Annotated in this window: 18 protein-coding genes and 1 other annotated feature; all 18 genes read left to right on the top strand. The window is 40.1% G+C overall.

Annotated elements, in window-relative coordinates; translation table 11 throughout:
- Window positions 1–92: 92 nt before the first annotated feature.
- The 18 genes from HMPREF1504_RS02220 to HMPREF1504_RS02135 all read left to right on the top strand — a co-directional run bounded on the left by HMPREF1504_RS02220 (window position 93) and on the right by HMPREF1504_RS02135 (window position 19,217).
- A complete protein-coding gene (locus HMPREF1504_RS02220) occupies window positions 93–1,232 on the top strand; it encodes a hydrogenase small subunit (RefSeq protein WP_005376032.1) in 1,140 nt (379 codons plus the stop codon).
- Window positions 1,232–3,133, top strand: a complete 1,902-nt coding sequence (locus HMPREF1504_RS02215) for a nickel-dependent hydrogenase large subunit (protein WP_038123080.1) — start codon at window positions 1,232–1,234, stop codon at window positions 3,131–3,133. Before HMPREF1504_RS02220 ends, HMPREF1504_RS02215 begins: the two co-directional genes overlap by 1 nt.
- A gap of 14 nt (window positions 3,134–3,147) precedes the next feature.
- On the top strand, window positions 3,148–3,954 hold the full coding sequence (gene cybH, locus HMPREF1504_RS02210) for a Ni/Fe-hydrogenase, b-type cytochrome subunit (RefSeq protein ID WP_038123078.1): 807 nt from the start codon (window positions 3,148–3,150) through the stop codon (window positions 3,952–3,954).
- Window positions 3,947–4,522, top strand: coding sequence for a HyaD/HybD family hydrogenase maturation endopeptidase (locus HMPREF1504_RS02205; protein WP_038123076.1), 576 nt, complete (start codon window positions 3,947–3,949; stop codon window positions 4,520–4,522). The genes cybH and HMPREF1504_RS02205 overlap by 8 nt, the downstream gene beginning before the upstream one ends.
- Window positions 4,523–4,580: 58 nt before the next feature.
- Entirely contained in the window at window positions 4,581–4,958 is a 378-nt protein-coding gene (locus HMPREF1504_RS02200) for a hydrogenase expression/formation C-terminal domain-containing protein (protein ID WP_005376242.1), read from the top strand.
- 247 nt (window positions 4,959–5,205) lie between these two features.
- Complete coding sequence (locus HMPREF1504_RS02195) at window positions 5,206–6,216, top strand: glycosyltransferase family 2 protein (protein WP_038123074.1); 1,011 nt, start codon at window positions 5,206–5,208, stop codon at window positions 6,214–6,216.
- Window positions 6,217–6,299: 83 nt separating this feature from the next.
- Window positions 6,300–7,094, top strand: coding sequence for an NlpC/P60 family protein (locus tag HMPREF1504_RS02190; protein ID WP_016475778.1), 795 nt, complete (start codon window positions 6,300–6,302; stop codon window positions 7,092–7,094).
- A gap of 243 nt (window positions 7,095–7,337) precedes the next feature.
- The gene (gene alaS / locus HMPREF1504_RS02185; RefSeq protein WP_038123073.1) at window positions 7,338–9,956 is read left to right on the top strand and encodes an alanine--tRNA ligase; all 2,619 of its coding nucleotides are present in this window, start codon (window positions 7,338–7,340) and stop codon (window positions 9,954–9,956) included.
- A gap of 99 nt (window positions 9,957–10,055) precedes the next feature.
- A complete protein-coding gene (locus HMPREF1504_RS02180; RefSeq protein WP_005376219.1) occupies window positions 10,056–10,316 on the top strand; it encodes an IreB family regulatory phosphoprotein in 261 nt (86 codons plus the stop codon).
- Entirely contained in the window at window positions 10,316–10,738 is a 423-nt protein-coding gene (gene ruvX, locus HMPREF1504_RS02175) for a Holliday junction resolvase RuvX (RefSeq protein ID WP_005382657.1), read from the top strand. The genes HMPREF1504_RS02180 and ruvX overlap by 1 nt, the downstream gene beginning before the upstream one ends.
- 66 nt (window positions 10,739–10,804) lie before the next feature.
- Window positions 10,805–11,095, top strand: a complete 291-nt coding sequence (locus HMPREF1504_RS02170; RefSeq protein WP_038123069.1) for a DUF1292 domain-containing protein — start codon at window positions 10,805–10,807, stop codon at window positions 11,093–11,095.
- A gap of 193 nt (window positions 11,096–11,288) precedes the next feature.
- The gene (mltG, locus tag HMPREF1504_RS02165) at window positions 11,289–12,701 is read left to right on the top strand and encodes an endolytic transglycosylase MltG (RefSeq protein ID WP_038123067.1); all 1,413 of its coding nucleotides are present in this window, start codon (window positions 11,289–11,291) and stop codon (window positions 12,699–12,701) included.
- Between the two features lie 58 nt (window positions 12,702–12,759).
- Window positions 12,760–13,365: an O-methyltransferase gene (locus tag HMPREF1504_RS02160; RefSeq protein WP_005382665.1), complete on the top strand. Its 606-nt coding sequence runs from the start codon at window positions 12,760–12,762 to the stop codon at window positions 13,363–13,365.
- Window positions 13,365–14,606: a U32 family peptidase gene (locus HMPREF1504_RS02155; RefSeq protein ID WP_005382667.1), complete on the top strand. Its 1,242-nt coding sequence runs from the start codon at window positions 13,365–13,367 to the stop codon at window positions 14,604–14,606. Before HMPREF1504_RS02160 ends, HMPREF1504_RS02155 begins: the two co-directional genes overlap by 1 nt.
- 1 nt (window position 14,607) lies before the next feature.
- A complete protein-coding gene (locus tag HMPREF1504_RS02150) occupies window positions 14,608–14,967 on the top strand; it encodes a DUF4911 domain-containing protein (protein ID WP_038123065.1) in 360 nt (119 codons plus the stop codon).
- A 46-nt stretch (window positions 14,968–15,013) separates the two neighbouring features.
- Window positions 15,014–16,006 (top strand): hypothetical protein, encoded by a 993-nt coding sequence (locus HMPREF1504_RS02145; RefSeq protein ID WP_038123064.1) that lies wholly within the window; start codon window positions 15,014–15,016, stop codon window positions 16,004–16,006.
- A gap of 248 nt (window positions 16,007–16,254) precedes the next feature.
- Window positions 16,255–16,484: a binding site (T-box leader), on the top strand.
- Between the two features lie 73 nt (window positions 16,485–16,557).
- Complete coding sequence (gene thrS / locus HMPREF1504_RS02140; RefSeq protein ID WP_038123063.1) at window positions 16,558–18,468, top strand: threonine--tRNA ligase; 1,911 nt, start codon at window positions 16,558–16,560, stop codon at window positions 18,466–18,468.
- A gap of 227 nt (window positions 18,469–18,695) precedes the next feature.
- Window positions 18,696–19,217: a winged helix DNA-binding protein gene (locus HMPREF1504_RS02135; protein ID WP_005380696.1), complete on the top strand. Its 522-nt coding sequence runs from the start codon at window positions 18,696–18,698 to the stop codon at window positions 19,215–19,217.
- The last annotated feature ends 207 nt before the right edge of the window (window positions 19,218–19,424 follow it).

Below are 19,424 nucleotides of genomic sequence, written 5' to 3'. Positions count from 1 at the left end.
AGTTAATCGAGATAATATATCTCTCAATAGTTATAGTTGATTAGGTAATATACACATATTGCTGCAAAGTTGTTGTAAGGAGGCTGTATTCCATGAAAAATCGTGTGAACAGTTTATGGACTCTCTTCCAAGAGAGACGTCTCAGTCGACGTACATTTATGAAATCTTGCGTGGCGTTGACTGCTATTCTAGGGTTGCCACCTACTATGCTTGATACAGTTGTAAAAGCTGCAGAAACAACAGAATTACCTACTGTAATCTGGCTTCATGGTCACGAATGTACCGGTTGTAGCGAATCCTTTATTCGCTCTTCCTCACCATTTACATCCGATGTAATCTTGAATATGATTTCTTTGGAATATGATGATACATTGGCTGCAGCATCTGGAGAACCTTTAGAGGAACACCTTAAAAAAATCATTGCTGAGAAAAATGGCAAATATATCCTCGCTGTTGAAGGTGGGGTTCCATTGGATGAAAATGGTATCTACTGTACAGTAGGTGGCCGTACATTTAAGGAATCTTTATTAGAAGCTGCTAAAGGCGCTGCTGCAATTATCGAGTATGGTTCTTGTGCATCTTGGGGCGGTATTCAAGCGGCAAAACCAAATCCAACAAATACAGTGTCTGTATCCTCTGTTGTATCTGGTAAACCTATTATTAAAGTTCCTGGCTGTCCTCCAATTCCAGAGGTTATGACTGGTGTAGTTATGCACTACGCATTATTTGGTCAAATTCCTCCTTTGGATTCTCAAGGCCGTCCTAAACAATTTTATGGCAATCGCATTCACGATACTTGCTACCGCCGTGCATTCTTTGACTCCGGTCTATTCGTTGAAGAATTTGACGATGATGCATCCAAAGCTGGTTGGTGCTTATATAAAGTAGGTTGTCGTGGACCTCAAACATATAATTCTTGTGGTAATTTGCGTTGGTGGAATGGTTTGTCCTATCCAATTCAATCCGGTCACGGTTGTATTGGTTGCTCTGAAAAAGGCTTCTGGGATAACGATGTATTCTACAAACGATTACCAGATATTCCATTGGCAAACACCATTACTACAGCTGATACAATCGGCACAGTAGCTGCTGTTGGTGCTACCGCTGCAGTTATCGTACATGGTGCTGCAACTCTTACGCGTAATAAAATTCTTGATATGAAAGAAGAAAAACGCTTGAAAGAACAAGGCTTATGGGATGAAAAGAAACATAATAATGGAGGAGGTCACTAATGAAACGCGTAGTAGTAGATCCGATTTCCCGTATTGAAGGTCATTTACGGGTAGAAATAAAAGTTGATGAAGCCAGTGGTAAGGTAGAGGACGCATTGTCCTCTGGTACTGCTTGGCGTGGAATCGAACTTGTTGCAAAGGACCGCGATCCTCGTGACCTTTGGGCATTTGTGCAACGTATTTGTGGCGTATGTACAACAACACATGCATTGGCAGCGTTACGTGCCGTAGAGGATGCACTTGGTATTTCCATCCCTAAAAATGCAAACTACATTCGTAATATCATGCATAGCTCTTTAGATGTACATGACCATCTCGTGCATTTCTATCATTTACATGCACTTGACTGGGTTAGCCCAGTAGCTGCACTTAGTGCGGATCCAGCTAAAACTGCACAATTACAAAATGACGTATTAGCTACTTATAATGTAAGTGGTCTAGCGCCAGCTGAAACAGCATCTAAAGATTCTGCATATCCTAAGGAATTCCCTAAAGCTACAACTGCTTACTTTACAGCTGTACAACAAAAGGTAAAGAAAATTGTAGAATCTGGCCAATTAGGCATTTTCTCTGCTCAATGGTGGGATCATCCTGATTACCAATTATTGCCACCAGAAGTTCATTTGATGGCTGTATCTCATTACTTGAATATTCTAGACCGTCAACGTGACGTAGTTATTCCTCACGTTGTATTCGGCGGTAAAAACCCTCATCCACACTATATTGTAGGTGGTATGCCATGTGCTATTTCTATGAATGACATGAATGCACCTATCAATACACAGCGTCTTGCTGCTGTAGAACAATCTATTGCATTGGCTAAGGATTTAGTAAGTAATTTCTACTTGCCTGATTTATTAGCTATCGGCAAAATTTACGTTGAAAAAGGCATGGTCGATGGTGGTGGCCTTGCGAAAAAACGCGTTATGTCTTATGGCGATTATCCTGATGATGCGTATACAGGTATTGCTGATGGCGATTACCATAAAAAATGTATCGTTCGCTCTAATGGTGTTGTAGAAAACTTTGCATTAGGTGTAGAAAAAGCTACATTTATTCCATTAGAAGGCAAGGATTTCATGGATCCTCAATACCTCAGTGAAGAGGTTGATCACTCCTGGTTTGCATATCCAGATGGTACTAGCACACTTCATCCACTCGATGGTGTGACAGACCCTAAATTTACAGGTCCTAAATCCGGTACAAAAGAAAAATGGGAATATCTTGATGAAGATAAAAAATATTCTTGGATCAAGTCCCCAACTTTCAAAGGCAAAACAGCAGAAGTGGGTCCACTAGCTAAATATATCGTTGTATATACAAAGGTAAAACAAGGCATTATCACTGATCCAACTTGGGCTGAATCCATGATGGTTCGTCAAATCGATACTGTATCTCAAGTATTGGGTGTGCCTGCTCATGTATGGATGACGACAATGGTTGGCCGTACCGCATGTCGTGGCCTTGATGCACAAGTGGCTTCTAATATTAGCCAATACTTCTTTGATAAACTCGTAGCTAACATCAAAAATGGTGATACTACTGTTGCGGATACATCTAAATTTGAGCCAAATAAATGGCCTAAGGATGCTAAAGGCGTTGGTCTTGTAGATGCACCTCGCGGCGGTTTGGGTCACTGGATTCATATTAAAGATGGTCGTTCTGCAAACTATCAATGTATCGTACCATCTACATGGAATGCATGTCCTAAGACAGCAGCTAACGAACATGGTGCATACGAAGATTCTATGATTGATACACATGTTAAGATTGCGGACAAACCTCTTGAAATCTTGAAAGTTATCCACTCCTTTGACCCATGTCTCGCATGTGCAACCCATTTATACAATAAAAAAGGCGAAAAAATTGTTTCCGTCAATACTGATGCATTGTGTAAATAAAGGGTGGTGGGCTTATGTTAATACATACTGACAAAAAAGCGTATGTCGTATTTAGTTTATGGCTGCGCATATTCCACTGGACAATGGTGCTTTCCGTAACAGCTTTATTCTGGACTGGCCTTTATATTGGTGATCCAGGTTTTGCAGCTATTACAGGCCATCCGGAACCAACTTTCGCTATTGATGGCTGGTTCGCTATGGAGACGATGCGTCGTATCCACTTCATTGCGGGTGTTATTTTGACATTCTCCTTTATATTCCGATTTGCTGGTGCACTTTGGAATCGCGGAGATAGATTGTTGCCTAAATTCCGTCAAAAACGGTATTGGTATGGCCTTCGCGAAACAACATTGCACTATTTGATGATTCCACAAAAGCATGAACATCACTGGTTACGTAACTCCTTGGCGAGAACGGCATATATGATGGTGTACATCATGTTCTTCTTTGAAATCATCACAGGTTTTTCAATGTATGCTATGATTGATCCTAATGGTATTATAGGAACTCTTTTTGCACCGATTATTACGCTATTTGGTGGTGAATATAAAGTTCATATTATCCATCACTATATTGCATGGGGCTTCTTATTCTTTACCATTATTCACGTGTACATGGCATTCCGAGAAGATGTTATGGAAGAATCTGGCGAAGTATCCGCTATGGTTTCCGGCATGAAATATTATGCCCATGATCCTATCGATATTGAAGACCTTAACGGTAAACGCCGTCGTGGTGAACGTATCGATAAACCATCTGGTACTACATATCGTCCAAGCAATCCTGACGATCCACGAGAAAAGGAATTACAAGATGACTAATATATCCACTGAAGAACAATTTGGTGGCATAGAATACGCGGGCTCTGAGAGCCCGCGTATTGATTTACATGCCATTTATGATGATTATGAGAACTCTATTGTCGTTCTAGGGGTAGGTAATATTTTACTTACCGATGAGGGCCTTGGTGTTCATGTTGTAGAGGATTTGAAAGCTAATTATACTTTCACTCCTCAGATAAGCTTGATTGATGGCGGAACGATGGGCATGGAATTATTGACCTATATGCGGGGCATGAAGAAAATCCTCTTGATTGACGCCGTTAATGGTGGCGAAGCACCTGGCACAATCTATGAGTTCCCACATCGCGAATTAGAACAGTATTTTACTGACCATATTTCTGTTCATGAAGTAGGCATGCAAGATATATTGCGCATTCGTGCCATTCAAGAAAATCCATTGGAAGATGCTATTGTTATAGGTGTTGAACCGGAGTCCTTAGACGTAGGATTTGAACCTAGCGCGCCTGTACAAAAGGCATTACCTGAGGTAAAAGAACGCGTTCTACGTGTTCTTCGCGGATGGGGCGTACAAATCGAACCTAAATAAACTGATATGTTTATAGATAAATAAGAATAGATTGATAGGATGAGAAAGGAGGGACACTATGATTGAAAATTACAATAATGTACGTGCCGTTCTAAATGAGTTGCGTCAAGCACTAAAGCAATTACGTGAAACTGGTGCAACCTATTCCATATATATTGAGAAGACAGGCCTTGCTGAAGAAGAGCAAGTAGAGGTGCTAGAAACTTTGGGGCGTGGACATATTACGATTACCTTCAATGAAACAGATCAACCTGTAGAATGGTATGAATCTCAATTTTCTGGCATTTGGGTTGGTACCTATAAAAATGGTCGTGATGACTCAATCCTACATACGGTAGAGGTAGCTCGTTATCCTGAAGTCGTAGGTGCTTTTGATGAAGATATGGTGACAGCAGAAGAAGATCTTACGACATGGATTGATGCTGCGGGGCTATAAAACAAATAGTTTAATGCCTATATATATGATATGCGTAAAAGTGTATAAATATAACGTTTTAATAAATGAATAGCTTATTAATAAGCGTTTGAGATAAGACTATAATATGAAGAGAATGAACCTCAAAATCCTGAAAAGTAGCATAGCTATGGGAATTATGAGGTTCATCTTCTTTATTGTCAACCTTTTAAATTTGCCTATATTGACGATTTAACGCTAAAATATAGAAGTAATCGACGGAGGATATATGTTAGTTTCAATTGTTGTACCTGTATATAATGAAGAAGAAAATATAGCTATTTTTTACAATGCCGTAACAAAAGTTATGACAGGTCTACCATATGAATATGAACTTATCTATGTCGATGATGGATCTACGGACTCGTCTGTTGTCGTTTTGCGCGAGATTGCAAAACTTGATATGCGAGTTAAGGTCGTGTTATTGGCACGGAACTTTGGTCATCAGACTGCGTTGACATGTGGTCTTGATTATGCCAAAGGTGATGCGGTAATCACCATGGATGGTGATATGCAACATCCGCCGGCTTTGATTCCAGAACTGATACGTTTGTGGGAGGCTGGTTACGATGTGGTACGTACCATACGCGACTCTACGGAGGATGCCAGCTGGGCAAAATCCTTCACATCTAAATATTATTATAAACTGATGAATAAAATGGCAGATGTTCCCATCGTAGAAGGGGGATCTGATTTCCGTTTAATGAATCGTAAGTCGCTAGAAACTTTGAAACATTTCCGTGAACACGGACGTTTCTTGCGTGGCATCGTTGGTGCGCTTGGCTATCGCCAAGCAGAACTTCACTTTGTAGCGCCTCCTCGCTTTGCAGGGGTTTCGAAATTCAGTGTGCGCAAAATGATTCGCTTTGCCCTTGATGGGGTAACTGCGTTTTCTCGCGTGCCATTGCGTGCGGCTTTGTATGTAGGTGTCCTATGTGGTGGCTTGAGTTTTCTCTTAATACTACATTTGCTCTACGTGTACTTAACGGGTCAAGCATTAAACGGGTGGACCACCTTGGGCGTGTCCATATTATTTATCGGTGGTATCCAATTAGTCGGCCTTGGCATCATCGGTGAATACGTAGGACGCGTATTCGAAGAGGTAAAACAACGTCCATTATATTGGGTGAAAGCTGCTATAAATTTTGATGGTGAAAATCCAGAAATAGCTTATGAACCATCAAAAGCTGATATATTTATAGCCAATCAAGTACCTGGCCCTGAAGAAGATAAAGACTAGCTGTATTTGTTGGATGCAAATAGAGAGACGGTTAGTATATTTTGAATAAGTAAACTCACTTTGAAGTTTTAGGAAGGAAGAATATGAAGTCAAAATATAGTAAGAGTAAAATTGCGGCATTAACATTAACATTTGTATGTGCTACCACTGCGATGGCAAGCGCTACAACATTACAATATGGTGATAAAGGTAGAAACGTAATCGCTGTACAACAACAATTAATTAAACACGGTTACAATGCAACCGATAAAAATGGTGTGTATGGTAAGGAAACAAAATGGGCTGTACGCCTATTCCAACAAGATCGTGGTTTACCTGTAGATGGTATTATTGGACCAGCAACGTACAATGCATTGATGGGTGCTCCTCGCACAACTAAGGCAGTATTATCCAATAATGCAGCTACAAAAGCAGTGGCAACAAAATCTGCTTTCACAAATCAAAATGCTCAATCTAGACGTCTTGCAGGCCAAAACGTTAAGTTGAATAATTTGAAAAAGGTACAAACGCCAAACAATATTCATGCTATTTTGGCAGAAGCCGATAAATACCGCGGTGTTCCGTATGTATTTGGCGGTACTACACCAAGTGGTTTTGACTGCTCTGGTTATGTTAAATATGTATTTGCAAAACAAGGTATTGCGCTGCCTCGTTTAGCGGATGAACAATACAACGTAGGTGTTGAAGTTTCTCGCGCGAACTTAAAGGCAGGGGATTTAGTGTTCTTTGAAACCTATGAACCAGGTCCATCTCATTCCGGTATTTATATTGGCAATGGTAAATTTATCAGTGCTACATCTAGCCGTGGCGTAGCCGTAGCTGATCTTGATACTGGTTATTGGGGCGAACGCTATATTGGGGCGAAACGCGTTATATAATATATGGTTTCTCCATGTAGAACCATTGGTGAACTATATATGAGCCATAAAAAGGGGCTATACGAATCAATTATGTTCTGTTGATTTGTATAACCTCTTTTTTGTATCTTTTTTTATGGCAACTAGATGGAATAGAGAATGCTAATGAAGGTTAATTATGTCCGAATATATATAGGTTATAATAGATTTTCTATGGTTTTTACGTTATAATTAAGAGTAAATTATTTTAGGAGGAATATACACATGAAAGGTAATGAACTGCGTCAAGCATACTTGCAGTTTTTTGAAAGCAAAGGACATTTAAAATTAGATAGTTTTTCTCTTATCCCAGAAAACGATCCGTCTCTATTATTGATCGGGGCAGGTATGGCGCCATTAAAGCCTTTCTTTACAGGTAAATTGGTACCTCCTTGTCATCGTATTACGACAAGCCAAAAATGTATGCGTACTGGTGACCTTGAAAACGTAGGCCGCACAGCACGTCACCATACATTCTTTGAAATGCTTGGTAACTTCTCCTTTGGAGATTACTTTAAAAAAGATGCTATTCATTGGGCATGGGAATTTTTAACAGAAGTTATTAAACTCGACAAAAACAGATTATATGTCACTGTATATCCAGATGACCAAGAAGCATATGATACATGGCACAACGATTGTGGCGTAGAAGAAAGCCACATTACACGCCTTGAAGATAACTTCTGGGAAATTGGTGAAGGTCCATGTGGTCCAGATAGCGAAATCTTCTTCGACCAAGGCCCTGAACATGGTTGTGATGATCCTAACTGTGCACCTGGTTGTGACTGTGACCGTTACCTTGAAATTTGGAACCTCGTGTTCACTCAATTCAATAAAATGCCAGACGGTTCCTATGAGCCATTGCAACATAAAAACATCGATACTGGCGCCGGTCTTGAACGATTGGCTTCCGTATTGCAACATTGCAAAACAAACTTTGAAACAGATTTGATTTTCCCAATCATAGAAGCGACTGCAAAACGGGCTGGTGTTAAGTATAACGAAGACCCAAATACAGATGTATCCTTGAAGGTTATTGCTGACCATGCTCGTGCTGTAACTGCGTTGATTTCCGATGGTGTATTACCATCCAATGAAGGCCGCGGTTACGTATTGCGTCGTATCTTGCGCCGTGCTGTACGTCATGGCCGTTTGCTTGGTATCGAAGGTTTATTCTTAACACCACTTATCGATGTAGTTGTAGACATTCTTGGCCCTGGTATCAAATCCATTGCTGAAAAACAAGACTTCGTTAAACGTGTCGTTCAAAACGAAGAAGAACGTTTCAACCAAACATTGGAACAAGGTCTTGAGTTATTAAATTCCTTAATCGATACATTGGCTGCTGAAAAAGCAACTGTAGTTCCTGGTACAGAAGTATTCAAACTATATGATACATATGGATTCCCTTGGGAATTAACAGAAGAAATCGCATCCGAACGCGGTTTCACAATCGACCATGAAGGCTTTGACGCTGCCATGAAAGAACAACGTGAACGCGCTCGTGAAGCTCGCGTAAAAGAAGATGCTAAGGTAGCTACACCAGATATTACATTCTTAAAAGACGAAGAACTTGTAGAAAATGAAGCAGAAACGGCATCCTCTGTATTGATGCTTGGTAAAGGCTCTGAACGCTTGCAAACCGCTGTTGATGGCGATGAAATCACTGTTATTGTGCGCACTACACCATTCCATGCTGAAGGGGGCGGTCAATTAGGTGATACTGGCTTTATCGTTGGTCCAATGGGCAAGGTAGAGATTCATAATACAAAACGCTTACCAGAAGGTACTGTATACCATATCGGTACTGTTGTAGAAGGTTCCATCTCCGAAGGCGATGCTGTAACGCTTGAAGTAGATACAGCTCGTCGTGCAGCGATGGCTCGTAATCATACAGCAACTCACTTGTTGCATGCTGCATTAAAACGCGTGCTTGGCGAACATGTTAACCAAGCAGGTTCTTTGGTAACACCAGATTACTTGCGTTTCGACTTCACACATTTCTCTCCTGTAACACAAGAGGAACTTGATCAAATCGAAGCCCTTGTAAATGAAGAAATCCTTAAGGCTACAGATCTTGCTATTGCTGAAATGTCTATGGACGAAGCAAAAGCGAAAGGTGCTATGGCACTCTTTGGCGATAAATATGGCGATGTAGTTCGCGTAGTAGAGGTTCCTGGTTTCTCCGTTGAATTGTGCGGCGGTTCTCATGTAGGCAATACAGCTTTCATCAGTTCCTTCCGCTTAACATCTGAATCCGGTATCGGTTCTGGTGTACGTCGTATCGAAGCGATTACAGGTCGTGCCGCTCTCGATGCAGCAAAACATGATCGTTTGACTATTGAACGCATTGCTAGTGAATTAAAAACTAAACCTGTCCAAGTAGAAGAACGTTTGCACCAAGTATTGGCAGAGGCTAAAGAAAAAGCTAAAGAATTAGACCAAATTCGCAAAGAGGTTTCTGCTGCAGGTGCTGCTGATATCGTAGCTGGTAAGGTTATGATTGGCGATGTAGCATTTGTTGCTGCGTCTGTGAAAGCATCCTCTATTGATGAATTGCGTGATTTCGCTGATATGGGCCTTGATAAATTAGATGGTTCTGGCGTAGTACTCGTAGGTGCCGCTATGGGCGATGACAAGGTAAACTTTGTATGTAAAGTTTCCAAAGATGTTGTCGGTAAAGGCGTAAAAGCTGGTAATATCGTTAAAGCAGCAGCTCAAGTAGCTGGTGGTAATGGCGGTGGCCGTCCAGATATGGCGCAAGCAGGTGGTAAAGAACCAGCTAAATTGATGGATGCATTAAAAGCAGCTGGCGAAGCTGTTAAAGAAGCTCTTAACGCATAATACGTTCTATAGGTATATCTTGCATATGCTATAATAGAAACATACAATACATATATGTGGGCCACGTACGTGGCCCATTCATACAAAGGAGGGATACCCATGAAGGTTTCAGATGAAACTATGTTATTCCGTAAAGTAGACGATGAACCGATGACTGCCGAAGAGGTATTGACTCGCGTTTATAAATCTATTCAAGAAAAAGGATATAATCCTATCAATCAAATCTTAGGTTATCTTATCTCTGGGGATCCAGCGTACATTACAAGCTATAATAATGCACGTAGTGATATTCGCCGTTTAGAACGTGATGATTTAATCGAAGAATTATTAAAAGAATACGCAAAGGCTAAACAACTATAATGAGAATTATGGCATTAGACGTAGGCAGTCGCACCATTGGCATCGCATGTAGTGATGCGCTATTGATGACTGCTCAAGGTATAGAAACGATTCGTCGTACATCCTTAGAAAATGACTTTAACCGATTGCGTGAATTGATTTCAGAATACGAAGTGCATGAACTCGTAGTGGGCATGCCGAAGAATATGAACGGCACCAAGGGGGAGCGCGCTGAAAAAACGGAAGAATTTGTCGAAAAAATGAAGGCTGTCATCGACTTGCCTGTTACATTTTGGGATGAACGTTTATCTACCGTTATGGCCGAACGTCAACTCATTGCAGCTGATGTGAGTCGTAAAAAACGAAAGGGCATCATCGATAAAATGGCTGCTGTCGTTATTTTACAAGGCTATTTAGACAGACTACAATTTAGTAAATCTTAATTTGCATAGATATCTAATGCGAATATCAAACAGGTTCTTATATACATAATAAAGGAGGGAATACCCATGGTTGATCAAAATTACGAAGGTGAAATTTTCTATCTCGAATTTGAAGATGAAGATGGTAACAAACAATATTTTGCAGAAGATGTAATCTTGAATCATGAAGGTCAAGAATACGCTGTACTTGTTCATGTACAAGATGAAGATCATGAAGGTCAAGATGATACATATATGATTTTGGCTCGCATCGAAACAAACGATGAAGGCGAAGAGGAATATGTTCCATTAGATGAAGATGATGAAAACTTCGAAGTATTGGTAAATATGTACGAAGCAATGGGGGAAGAAGAATAATTTCTAAGCCCTCAAAGACTCTAGTATAACGGTTGTTATACTAGGGTCTTTTTTGTAATTGTAACCTCTTGTGTACTAATTGACTCATGGTTATTTGGTTTGTGGATAATATAAAAGAAGAGATACATCGAAAGCCTTTAATATGATATAATAAGATGATATACAATGGTTTGTAATAGAAAGGAACTCATCCATGAGAAAAGCCTTAAAATATGTTTCCGTAGGTGTTCTTAGCCTTGCTATTTTAGGTGGTGGTGCTTTAGGTGCATCCTATTTTGTACCAAATACCTTTAACGATGACGGAGGATCTCAAGTCCTCGTAATAGGCAAGGATGCAACAGGAACAGAAATTGCCGATATGCTCTATGAACATGGACTAATTCGGTCTACACAGGTGTTTAAATTATGGTTAGCTCTTAGTGGAACCGGTTCAAAATTACAATCTGGTCACTACCAAATTCCAAATAAGGTATCGGTCCATGAATTAATTAACTTATTACAAGAGGGTCACGTTGAGTCCATTAAATTAACGATTCCTGAAGGGTATACCGTAGGGGATATCGCTATTGCTCTTGAAAAAGCTCAAATTATGAAAGCTTCCGATTTCTTGGCAGAGGCGAAAACATTCGTCCCATACCCATATATGAAGGGTACTAAACCGACTACATATCCTGTAGAAGGTTTCCTTTTCCCAAGTACTTATGAAGTGCCAGTTGGTGCTACGCCAAAGGATGTCATTTTGATGATGTCTGAGCAAATGAATCGCTATTTAACACCAGCTGTTAAAAAACAAATTCAAGCACAACATATGAGTATTCATGATTTTGTAACCTTAGCATCCATTGTTGAACGTGAATCATTGTATGATGCGGACCGTCCAACTATTGCGGGTGTATTTAAGAAACGCTTAGCACATGGTATTCCATTGCAATCTGATGCAACTATTTCTTATGTTCTTGGTTATGCAAAGGAAAATGTAACGCTTGGAGATACGCAGTTACAAAGTCCTTACAATACATATGTAAGTAAAGGTTTGCCACCAGGACCGATTGCAAACCCTGGTAAAAAGGCATTAGATGCGGTACTTCATTCTGAAGATACAGATTATCTATACTTTGTAGCAGATAAAGATGGTCATAATCATTTCTCCAAAACATATGCTGAGCATTTGGCTGAGGTTGAAAAAATTTATGGTGCTGAACAAGCGAGTGCAGGCTCTTCTAATCAAGGTCAGGCTCCTGCATTAGCCCAAGCTGGTCCTAACTATGATGTGGCGGCTACATCAGAACCAGATTACAACTACAGCTCTGCTGAGGCTGTAGCGGCAGATTCTCAATATGTAGATGTAGAACCAACATATACATATACACCGACAACTGTACCGGCAGCAACTCAAGTAACGCCAGCGCCAGCAGCACCAGCGGCGACTGAACAACCGGCTACAACATCATCGCCTAGCCAAATACCAGAAAGCATGCAACAAGTAGTTCCACAGCAATCAGCACCGGTTCAATCGGCACCTGCAGTGGAAGAACCTCGTGTTATTCGACCTAGCACACAAACTACACCTTCTTCTGGTAATACTCGCGGCGGCGTTGATAGATAATTAGCGTATATGATTACTTTCACAGTCAAATAAATAGTAGGAATTTATAATACATTTTATGGAATTAAATGAGATATTAAATGAGCAGCGTATTTACGCGATGATTAATAATGTACCCATCCTTCGGGAATCTGAGGTGCATTTATTTGAAGAATTGATTGGATTATACCGGCCCACCTCTGTGCTAGAGGTGGGCACCGCCATTGGTTACTCTACATTACTGATGGCACCTCTTATTGAACGAGGCGGAAAAATCACATCTATTGAATTGGATGAGGTTCGCCATGAGATGGCGAAATACTATATAGGTCAATCCGAGTATAAGGATCAAATCACGTTGATTAAAGGTGATGCGAAGGACGTATTAACACAAATTAAAGGTGAATATGATCTCGTATTTCTCGATGGCCCAAAGGGGCAATATCTTAATCAACTAGAGGTCATATTGCCTCATGTGAAAGAAGGTGGCGTCATCCTTGCCGATAATGTTCTCTTTAGAGGCTATGTGCGTGGCGATAAAGAGGCTCCGCATCGATTCAAAACTATTGTTAAGCGATTACAAGCGTATTTAGCATATGTAGAAAATAAAGAATTATTTAACACCACCATTTACCCGATGGGAGATGGCATGAGTGTAAGTGTGTGGAAAGGACACAACAAATAATGGCAGATCATTTTATGGAATTGCTTTGTCCAGCAGGTAATATGGACAAGTTAAAAATGGCCATTCGCTATGGTGCGGATGCCGTTTATTGTGCAGGTAAACGATTTGGTTTGCGTGCTGGTAACTCCAATTTTTCCGACGAAGAATTGAAGGAAGCCGTTCAATTTGTACATGAACATGGCAAAAAAATCCACGTTACATGTAATATCATTCCTCACAACGAGGACTTTGAAGGTCTTGAGGATTATTTGAAATTTCTTGAAAGTATCGGTGTCGATGCGATTATCGTTGCTGATATGGGCATCTTTAGCTTGGCTAAACGCGTAGCACCAGGCCTTGAACTTCATGTAAGTACACAAGCATCCACGACGAACTGGCATACTGTGCAAATGTGGAAAGAACTTGGTGCGGCTCGCGTTGTAGCAGCTCGCGAAGTATCTGTAGCAGATCTTAAAGAAATGAAGGAACATGTAGATATCGAAATCGAATCATTCGTACATGGCTCCATGTGTATTTCTTATTCTGGCCGTTGCCTATTGTCTAACTACATGACCGGTACACGCGATGCTAACCGCGGTCAATGCTCTCAATCTTGCCGTTGGAAATACAGCATTGTAGAATCCAATCGCCCTGGTGAATATTATCCAATCGAAGAAGATGAACATGGTACATATATCTTTAACTCCAAGGATTTATGCCTCATTCATCGCATTCCAGAATTGTATGAAGCAGGCATCGATAGCCTTAAAATTGAAGGTCGCATGAAATCCGTTCACTATTGTGCAACGGTAGCTAAGGTATACCGTACGGCTATCGATACCTATTTGAAGGAACGTGAAAACTGGTACGTTCGTCCAGAATGGATTGCTGAATTAGAAAAAATTTCCCACCGCCCTTATACAGATGGCTTTGCTGATGGCCGTCCTGATGAAAGTGCTCAAAACTACGGCAAATCTACGAATACTCAATCCCATGACTTCATTGGTTTAGTGCTTGGTTATAACGATGAAGAAAAATATGTGGATCTTGAACAACGCAATAATTTCAAGGTAGGGGATAAGGTAGAATTTTGCCAACCTAAGGGTGAACTTGTAGAGGCTGTTATCGAAAAAATGACAGACGAAGATGGTAATCCTATCGATGTAGCACCTCATGCGCAAATGAAGGTTCGTTTGTATATGGATACAAAATTGGAACCATATTCCATGATGCGCCGCGAGTGCAAGGTGAAAGCAGAGTAACATGGTACATGAAAATACTGCTACTATGTCAATGCTTGATGAAATGACACCTGATGAAGTGACACATGATGAGACGATACCGTTACGCGATAATCAAGAACCATTGATGCCGTCTCGTTCACTGTCAGGCTTTCCTGAACCGCCTTCGTATAGCGGCACAGGTGAGGAAGGATATTTGTACTTTCACATAGATCCAAAATATACCAATTATGTCAATCGCATCTTAGAAGGCTATGAATACGTAGGTGTTATGACTAGCCTAGACAAGTCGGGGCGCTGCATGGTGCGGTGTACACCGGATACGCGCAGTCTAGCCAGCGAAATCCTATCGCGTTTGCCAGAGGTTACCTTAGAAATATAGTTCAATAACATCGATTAGAGAATTATCCAAATTTAGGAGAATAATAATGAAATGTAATGTATTAAAACGCGCATTAGTCTTAACAGCACTTGGTGCCTCTATGGCAACAGCTGCTTTTGCAGCGCCAAATAGTCCTGTCATGATTCCACAACCAGGTACCGTTGTTGTGATTAACCATAATCCAGATGTAACATTTGCTGGCAATATTAACTTTGATGTTGAAAGCCAAGAAAACAATAATTTGAAAATTGGTTCTACTGTTGTACCGAATGTATTATATGGTGCCGTATTCAACAAGTCCGGTGCTCCTGATACAATTGTGCCAGCACAAACCTATGTATTTACAGGTGCTAAAGAAGTGCCTGCTGCGTTGACATCTCCTAGCGATGAAGGTAAACCAGGTGCAACTTGGTCTGTGGAAACAATTAAGAAAACTAAATCTGGCGATATTCAAGTGGCTAGCCGTGGTGTACCTGAAAAACCATTGGGCGTACAAATGGAAATCATTAAAGATACTTTCACAATGGGCGCTATCGACAATAGTAAAACCGTACAAGGCCAAAACAGCAAGGGTACATTGTACATGACCGTGCCTAAGGATTTAAAACTCAATCCTAGTAACGACATTCCTGCAGACGTGCGTGAAACAATGCCAGCTATGCTTCGTGGCCGCATGGGCGAATCCATGATGGTTAACCTATTGCCACTAAATGATGAAGAAAAACAACAACTTCGCAATAACCCGCACAATGCGAATGCTATCGTATTCAATCGTGCTATGGGTATGGCGAGCAGCATCGGCAACTCCGCTAAACAAAGCAAAGTATATACATACATGAAAGACCATTACCTCAACATAATTATTGTTGCAAAAGATTACGACGATAATGGTGCTCGTGGTAGCGGCGTCTTGATGGTATCTAAACAAGACAATTCCGATGACGTAATGTTGATCCTATTCAAGGGCCCAGACATTACAAACTCTAAAATTGAAAAAGTAATTGGATCTATGCTATCTGCGCACTTTGAACGTAAATAGATAGTTCTTGGAAATACTACAGGCCTGTAGTAATTTTTAGAAGATGTGTATTCGTATCTTTAGAAATAGAACAGGCCTGTACTAATTTTGGGGAAGATGTGTATGCGTATCTTTAGAAATAGAACAGGCCTGTAGTAATTTTTAGAGAGATGTGTATGCGTATCTTTAGAAATAGAACAGGCCTGTTCTATTTTTTAGGAGGTACTTATATAGTTGAAATTTTTTAGTACCTATGATAAGATATCTTAGTAAAAGTGATGCAAAGGACATGATTCTCATATCCCTGTGTACCAGAGAGAGGCAGATGCTGGAAATGCCTTACACATATATTAGAGTTACCCCCTTTAAACTGATTTGTCGAACCTAAGTAGGCAAATACGGCAGCCACCGTTATCGGGCTTAATGAAGTGAATGAACTGTATCCTTGTGATGCGGTGAATTAACTAGGGTGGAACCGCGAATGATCTTCGTCCCTTGTTTTGTAGGGATAGAGGGTCTTTTTTTATTACCTAAAACCGACTATCCTAGTTCATAAATTGGAGGAAATTAAAATGGCAGATGTAAAAATCATTTTACCTGACGGTAGTGCAAAGGAATACGCTGCTGGCACTACTCTTGGGGAAGCAGTAAAAAAATTGTCTAATAGTTTGGCTAAAAAAGTGTTAGCAGCCAATGTAAATGGAGAATTAACAGATCTTCGTGAAGAACTCGTAGATGGTTCTGAAGTAGCCTTCTTAACATTTGAAGAAGATGGTGGTAAACACACATTACGTCACACAGCTTCTCATGTTATGGCACAAGCAGTTAAACGCTTATGGCCAGAAGCAAAATTAGCTATCGGTCCTGCTATCGATAAAGGTTTCTACTATGATATCGATATGGAACATACATTGACTCCTGAAGATTTGACTAAAATCGAAAAGGAAATGAGCCGTATTGTAAAAGAAAACTTGCCTATTACTAAATCTGTAATGTCTCGTCAAGAAGCTATCGAGTTCTTCAAATCTAAAAACGAAGATTACAAGGTAGAATTGATCGAAGACCTTCCTGAAGATGCTGTGATTTCTTGCTATGCACAAGGCGATTTTGTTGACCTTTGTGCAGGCCCTCATGTAGCATCTACTGGTAAGGTGAAAGCTTTCAAATTACAAAGCATTGCAGGTGCATACTGGCGCGGCGATGAAAAGAACAAAATGTTGCAACGTATTTACGGTACAGCATTTGAAAAGAAAGAAGAACTAGATGCATACCTTCATATGCTTGAAGAAGCGGCTAAACGCGACCACCGTAAACTTGGTAAAGAACTTGGTTTGTTCGTTATCAAAGAAGAAGGTCCTGGCTTCCCATTCTTCTTGCCAAAAGGTATGGCTCTACGCAACGAATTGGAAAACTTCTGGCGCGAAGTACATCATGATTTCGAATATGATGAAATCCGCACACCAATCATCTTGAATAAACATTTGTGGGAAACATCTGGTCACTGGGATCATTACCGTGAAAATATGTATACTACAATCATTGATGACGAAGAATATGCAATTAAACCTATGAACTGCCCAGGCGGTATCTTAGTTTACCAAAACGAAATGCATTCCTACCGTGACTTGCCACTTCGTTATGCAGAACTTGGCCTAGTTCACCGTCATGAATTGTCCGGCGCACTACACGGCTTGTTCCGCGTTCGTGCTTTCACACAAGACGATGCGCACGTATTTATGTTGCCTGAACAAATGCAATCCGAATTGATGAAAGTTATCGAATTGTTCGACCGTATCTATAGCCAATTTGGTTTGAAATATCATGTTGAATTGTCTACTAAACCAGACAATGCAATGGGTGATGATGCAATTTGGGAAGCAGCTACAGAAGCATTGCGTAACGCTATCGAAGCAAAAGGCATTGATTATGTTATCAACCCTGGCGACGGCGCGTTCTATGGTCCTAAACTCGATTATCATATCGAAGATTCCTTGGGCCGTACATGGCAATGTGGTACTATCCAATTGGATATGAACTTGCCTGAACGCTTCAACGTAGAATATATCGGTGAAGATGGTCAAAAACATCGTACTATCATGATTCACCGTGCATGCTTCGGTTCCATGGAACGTTTCATCGGTATCTTGACTGAACACTATGCTGGTGCATTCCCAACTTGGATGGCACCTGTTCAAGTGAAAATATTACCTATCTCCGAAAAACACGTGGAATACGCTAACCAATTGGCAAAACAAATGCGCCATGACTACGTTCGCGTAGAAGTAGACGATCGCAACGAAAAAATTGGTTACAAAATTCGCCAAGCACAAATGGAAAAAGTTCCTTACATGCTCGTTGTTGGCGATAAAGAAATGGAAGACAATTCTGTTAACGTACGTAAACACGGTGGCGACGAATTGGGTACAGTTCCATTTGACGAATTCTTCAATTCCATTAAAATTGAAATTAAAGAACGCAACTAATTATATAATTGTTGATATATCTGATTATTTATCTATCATTTTTTGATGGATTTAACGATATTTGGTCAATAATAATTTAGTATAAAAAATCCTCTTATATACTGGACAGTTATCTTTAGATTTTATAATCTAATAGTAGCAGTTCATATATAAGGGGATTTTTCTTTCATTATAGTAGCGGGAGAAATTATAATGAACATCTTATTATGATTAGGTGGTGACCTTGTGTGGAGAAGTCAAGTTTAGCTTCAATTTTGCAACGTAAAAAGAATAAAAATCTTACGCTTGCTCATCGTCAATTATGGGGGATGATTGACTTGGTTTATAAAGATTTCTATGATAAAGAATCTAAAATCTATGATGCTGGCAATGTAACACGTGAAGAATTTTCTATTATTAAACATGTATATAAAACTAGGCATGTAGTAAATTATACGGAAATCAAAGCCTTGTTAAATAACAAACACCTTAGTCATGTGGGGTGGGTTATAAAAAATCTTGAGAAAAAAGGTTTAGTTACCACTGTAAAACATTGGAGCGACCAACGATCTCGGGATGTTATGCTAACAAAGAAAGGAATTCGTACCTACGAACGCATATCATCAACGCATAATAAGGTAATGGGGGCCTTGTTTTCTCAAATACCTAAAGAACAACGAGAACAAACAACAAGACTATTAATTCATATACATAATAGAATGGCAAAGAAACCTATAGCTAACTTTATTGATTCGGATTATATCCAATAAAAATAAATAGAACAGGCCTGTACTAATTGGGGAAAGGTGTGAATGTGCATCTTTAGAAATAGAACAGGCCTGTACTAATTTTAGGAAGATGTAAATGTGCATCTTTAGAAATAGAACAGGCCTGTACTAATTTGGGGAAGGTGTGAATGTGCGCCTCTAGAAATAGAACAGGCCTGTACTAATTTGAGGAAGGTGTGTATATGCGTC

The sequence above is a fragment of the Veillonella sp. ICM51a genome, assembly GCF_000524355.1.
Classification (GTDB): Bacteria; Bacillota; Negativicutes; order Veillonellales; family Veillonellaceae; genus Veillonella; species Veillonella atypica.
Note: the sequence above shows the minus strand (reverse complement) of the source record. Positions and strands in the feature narration are given on the sequence as shown.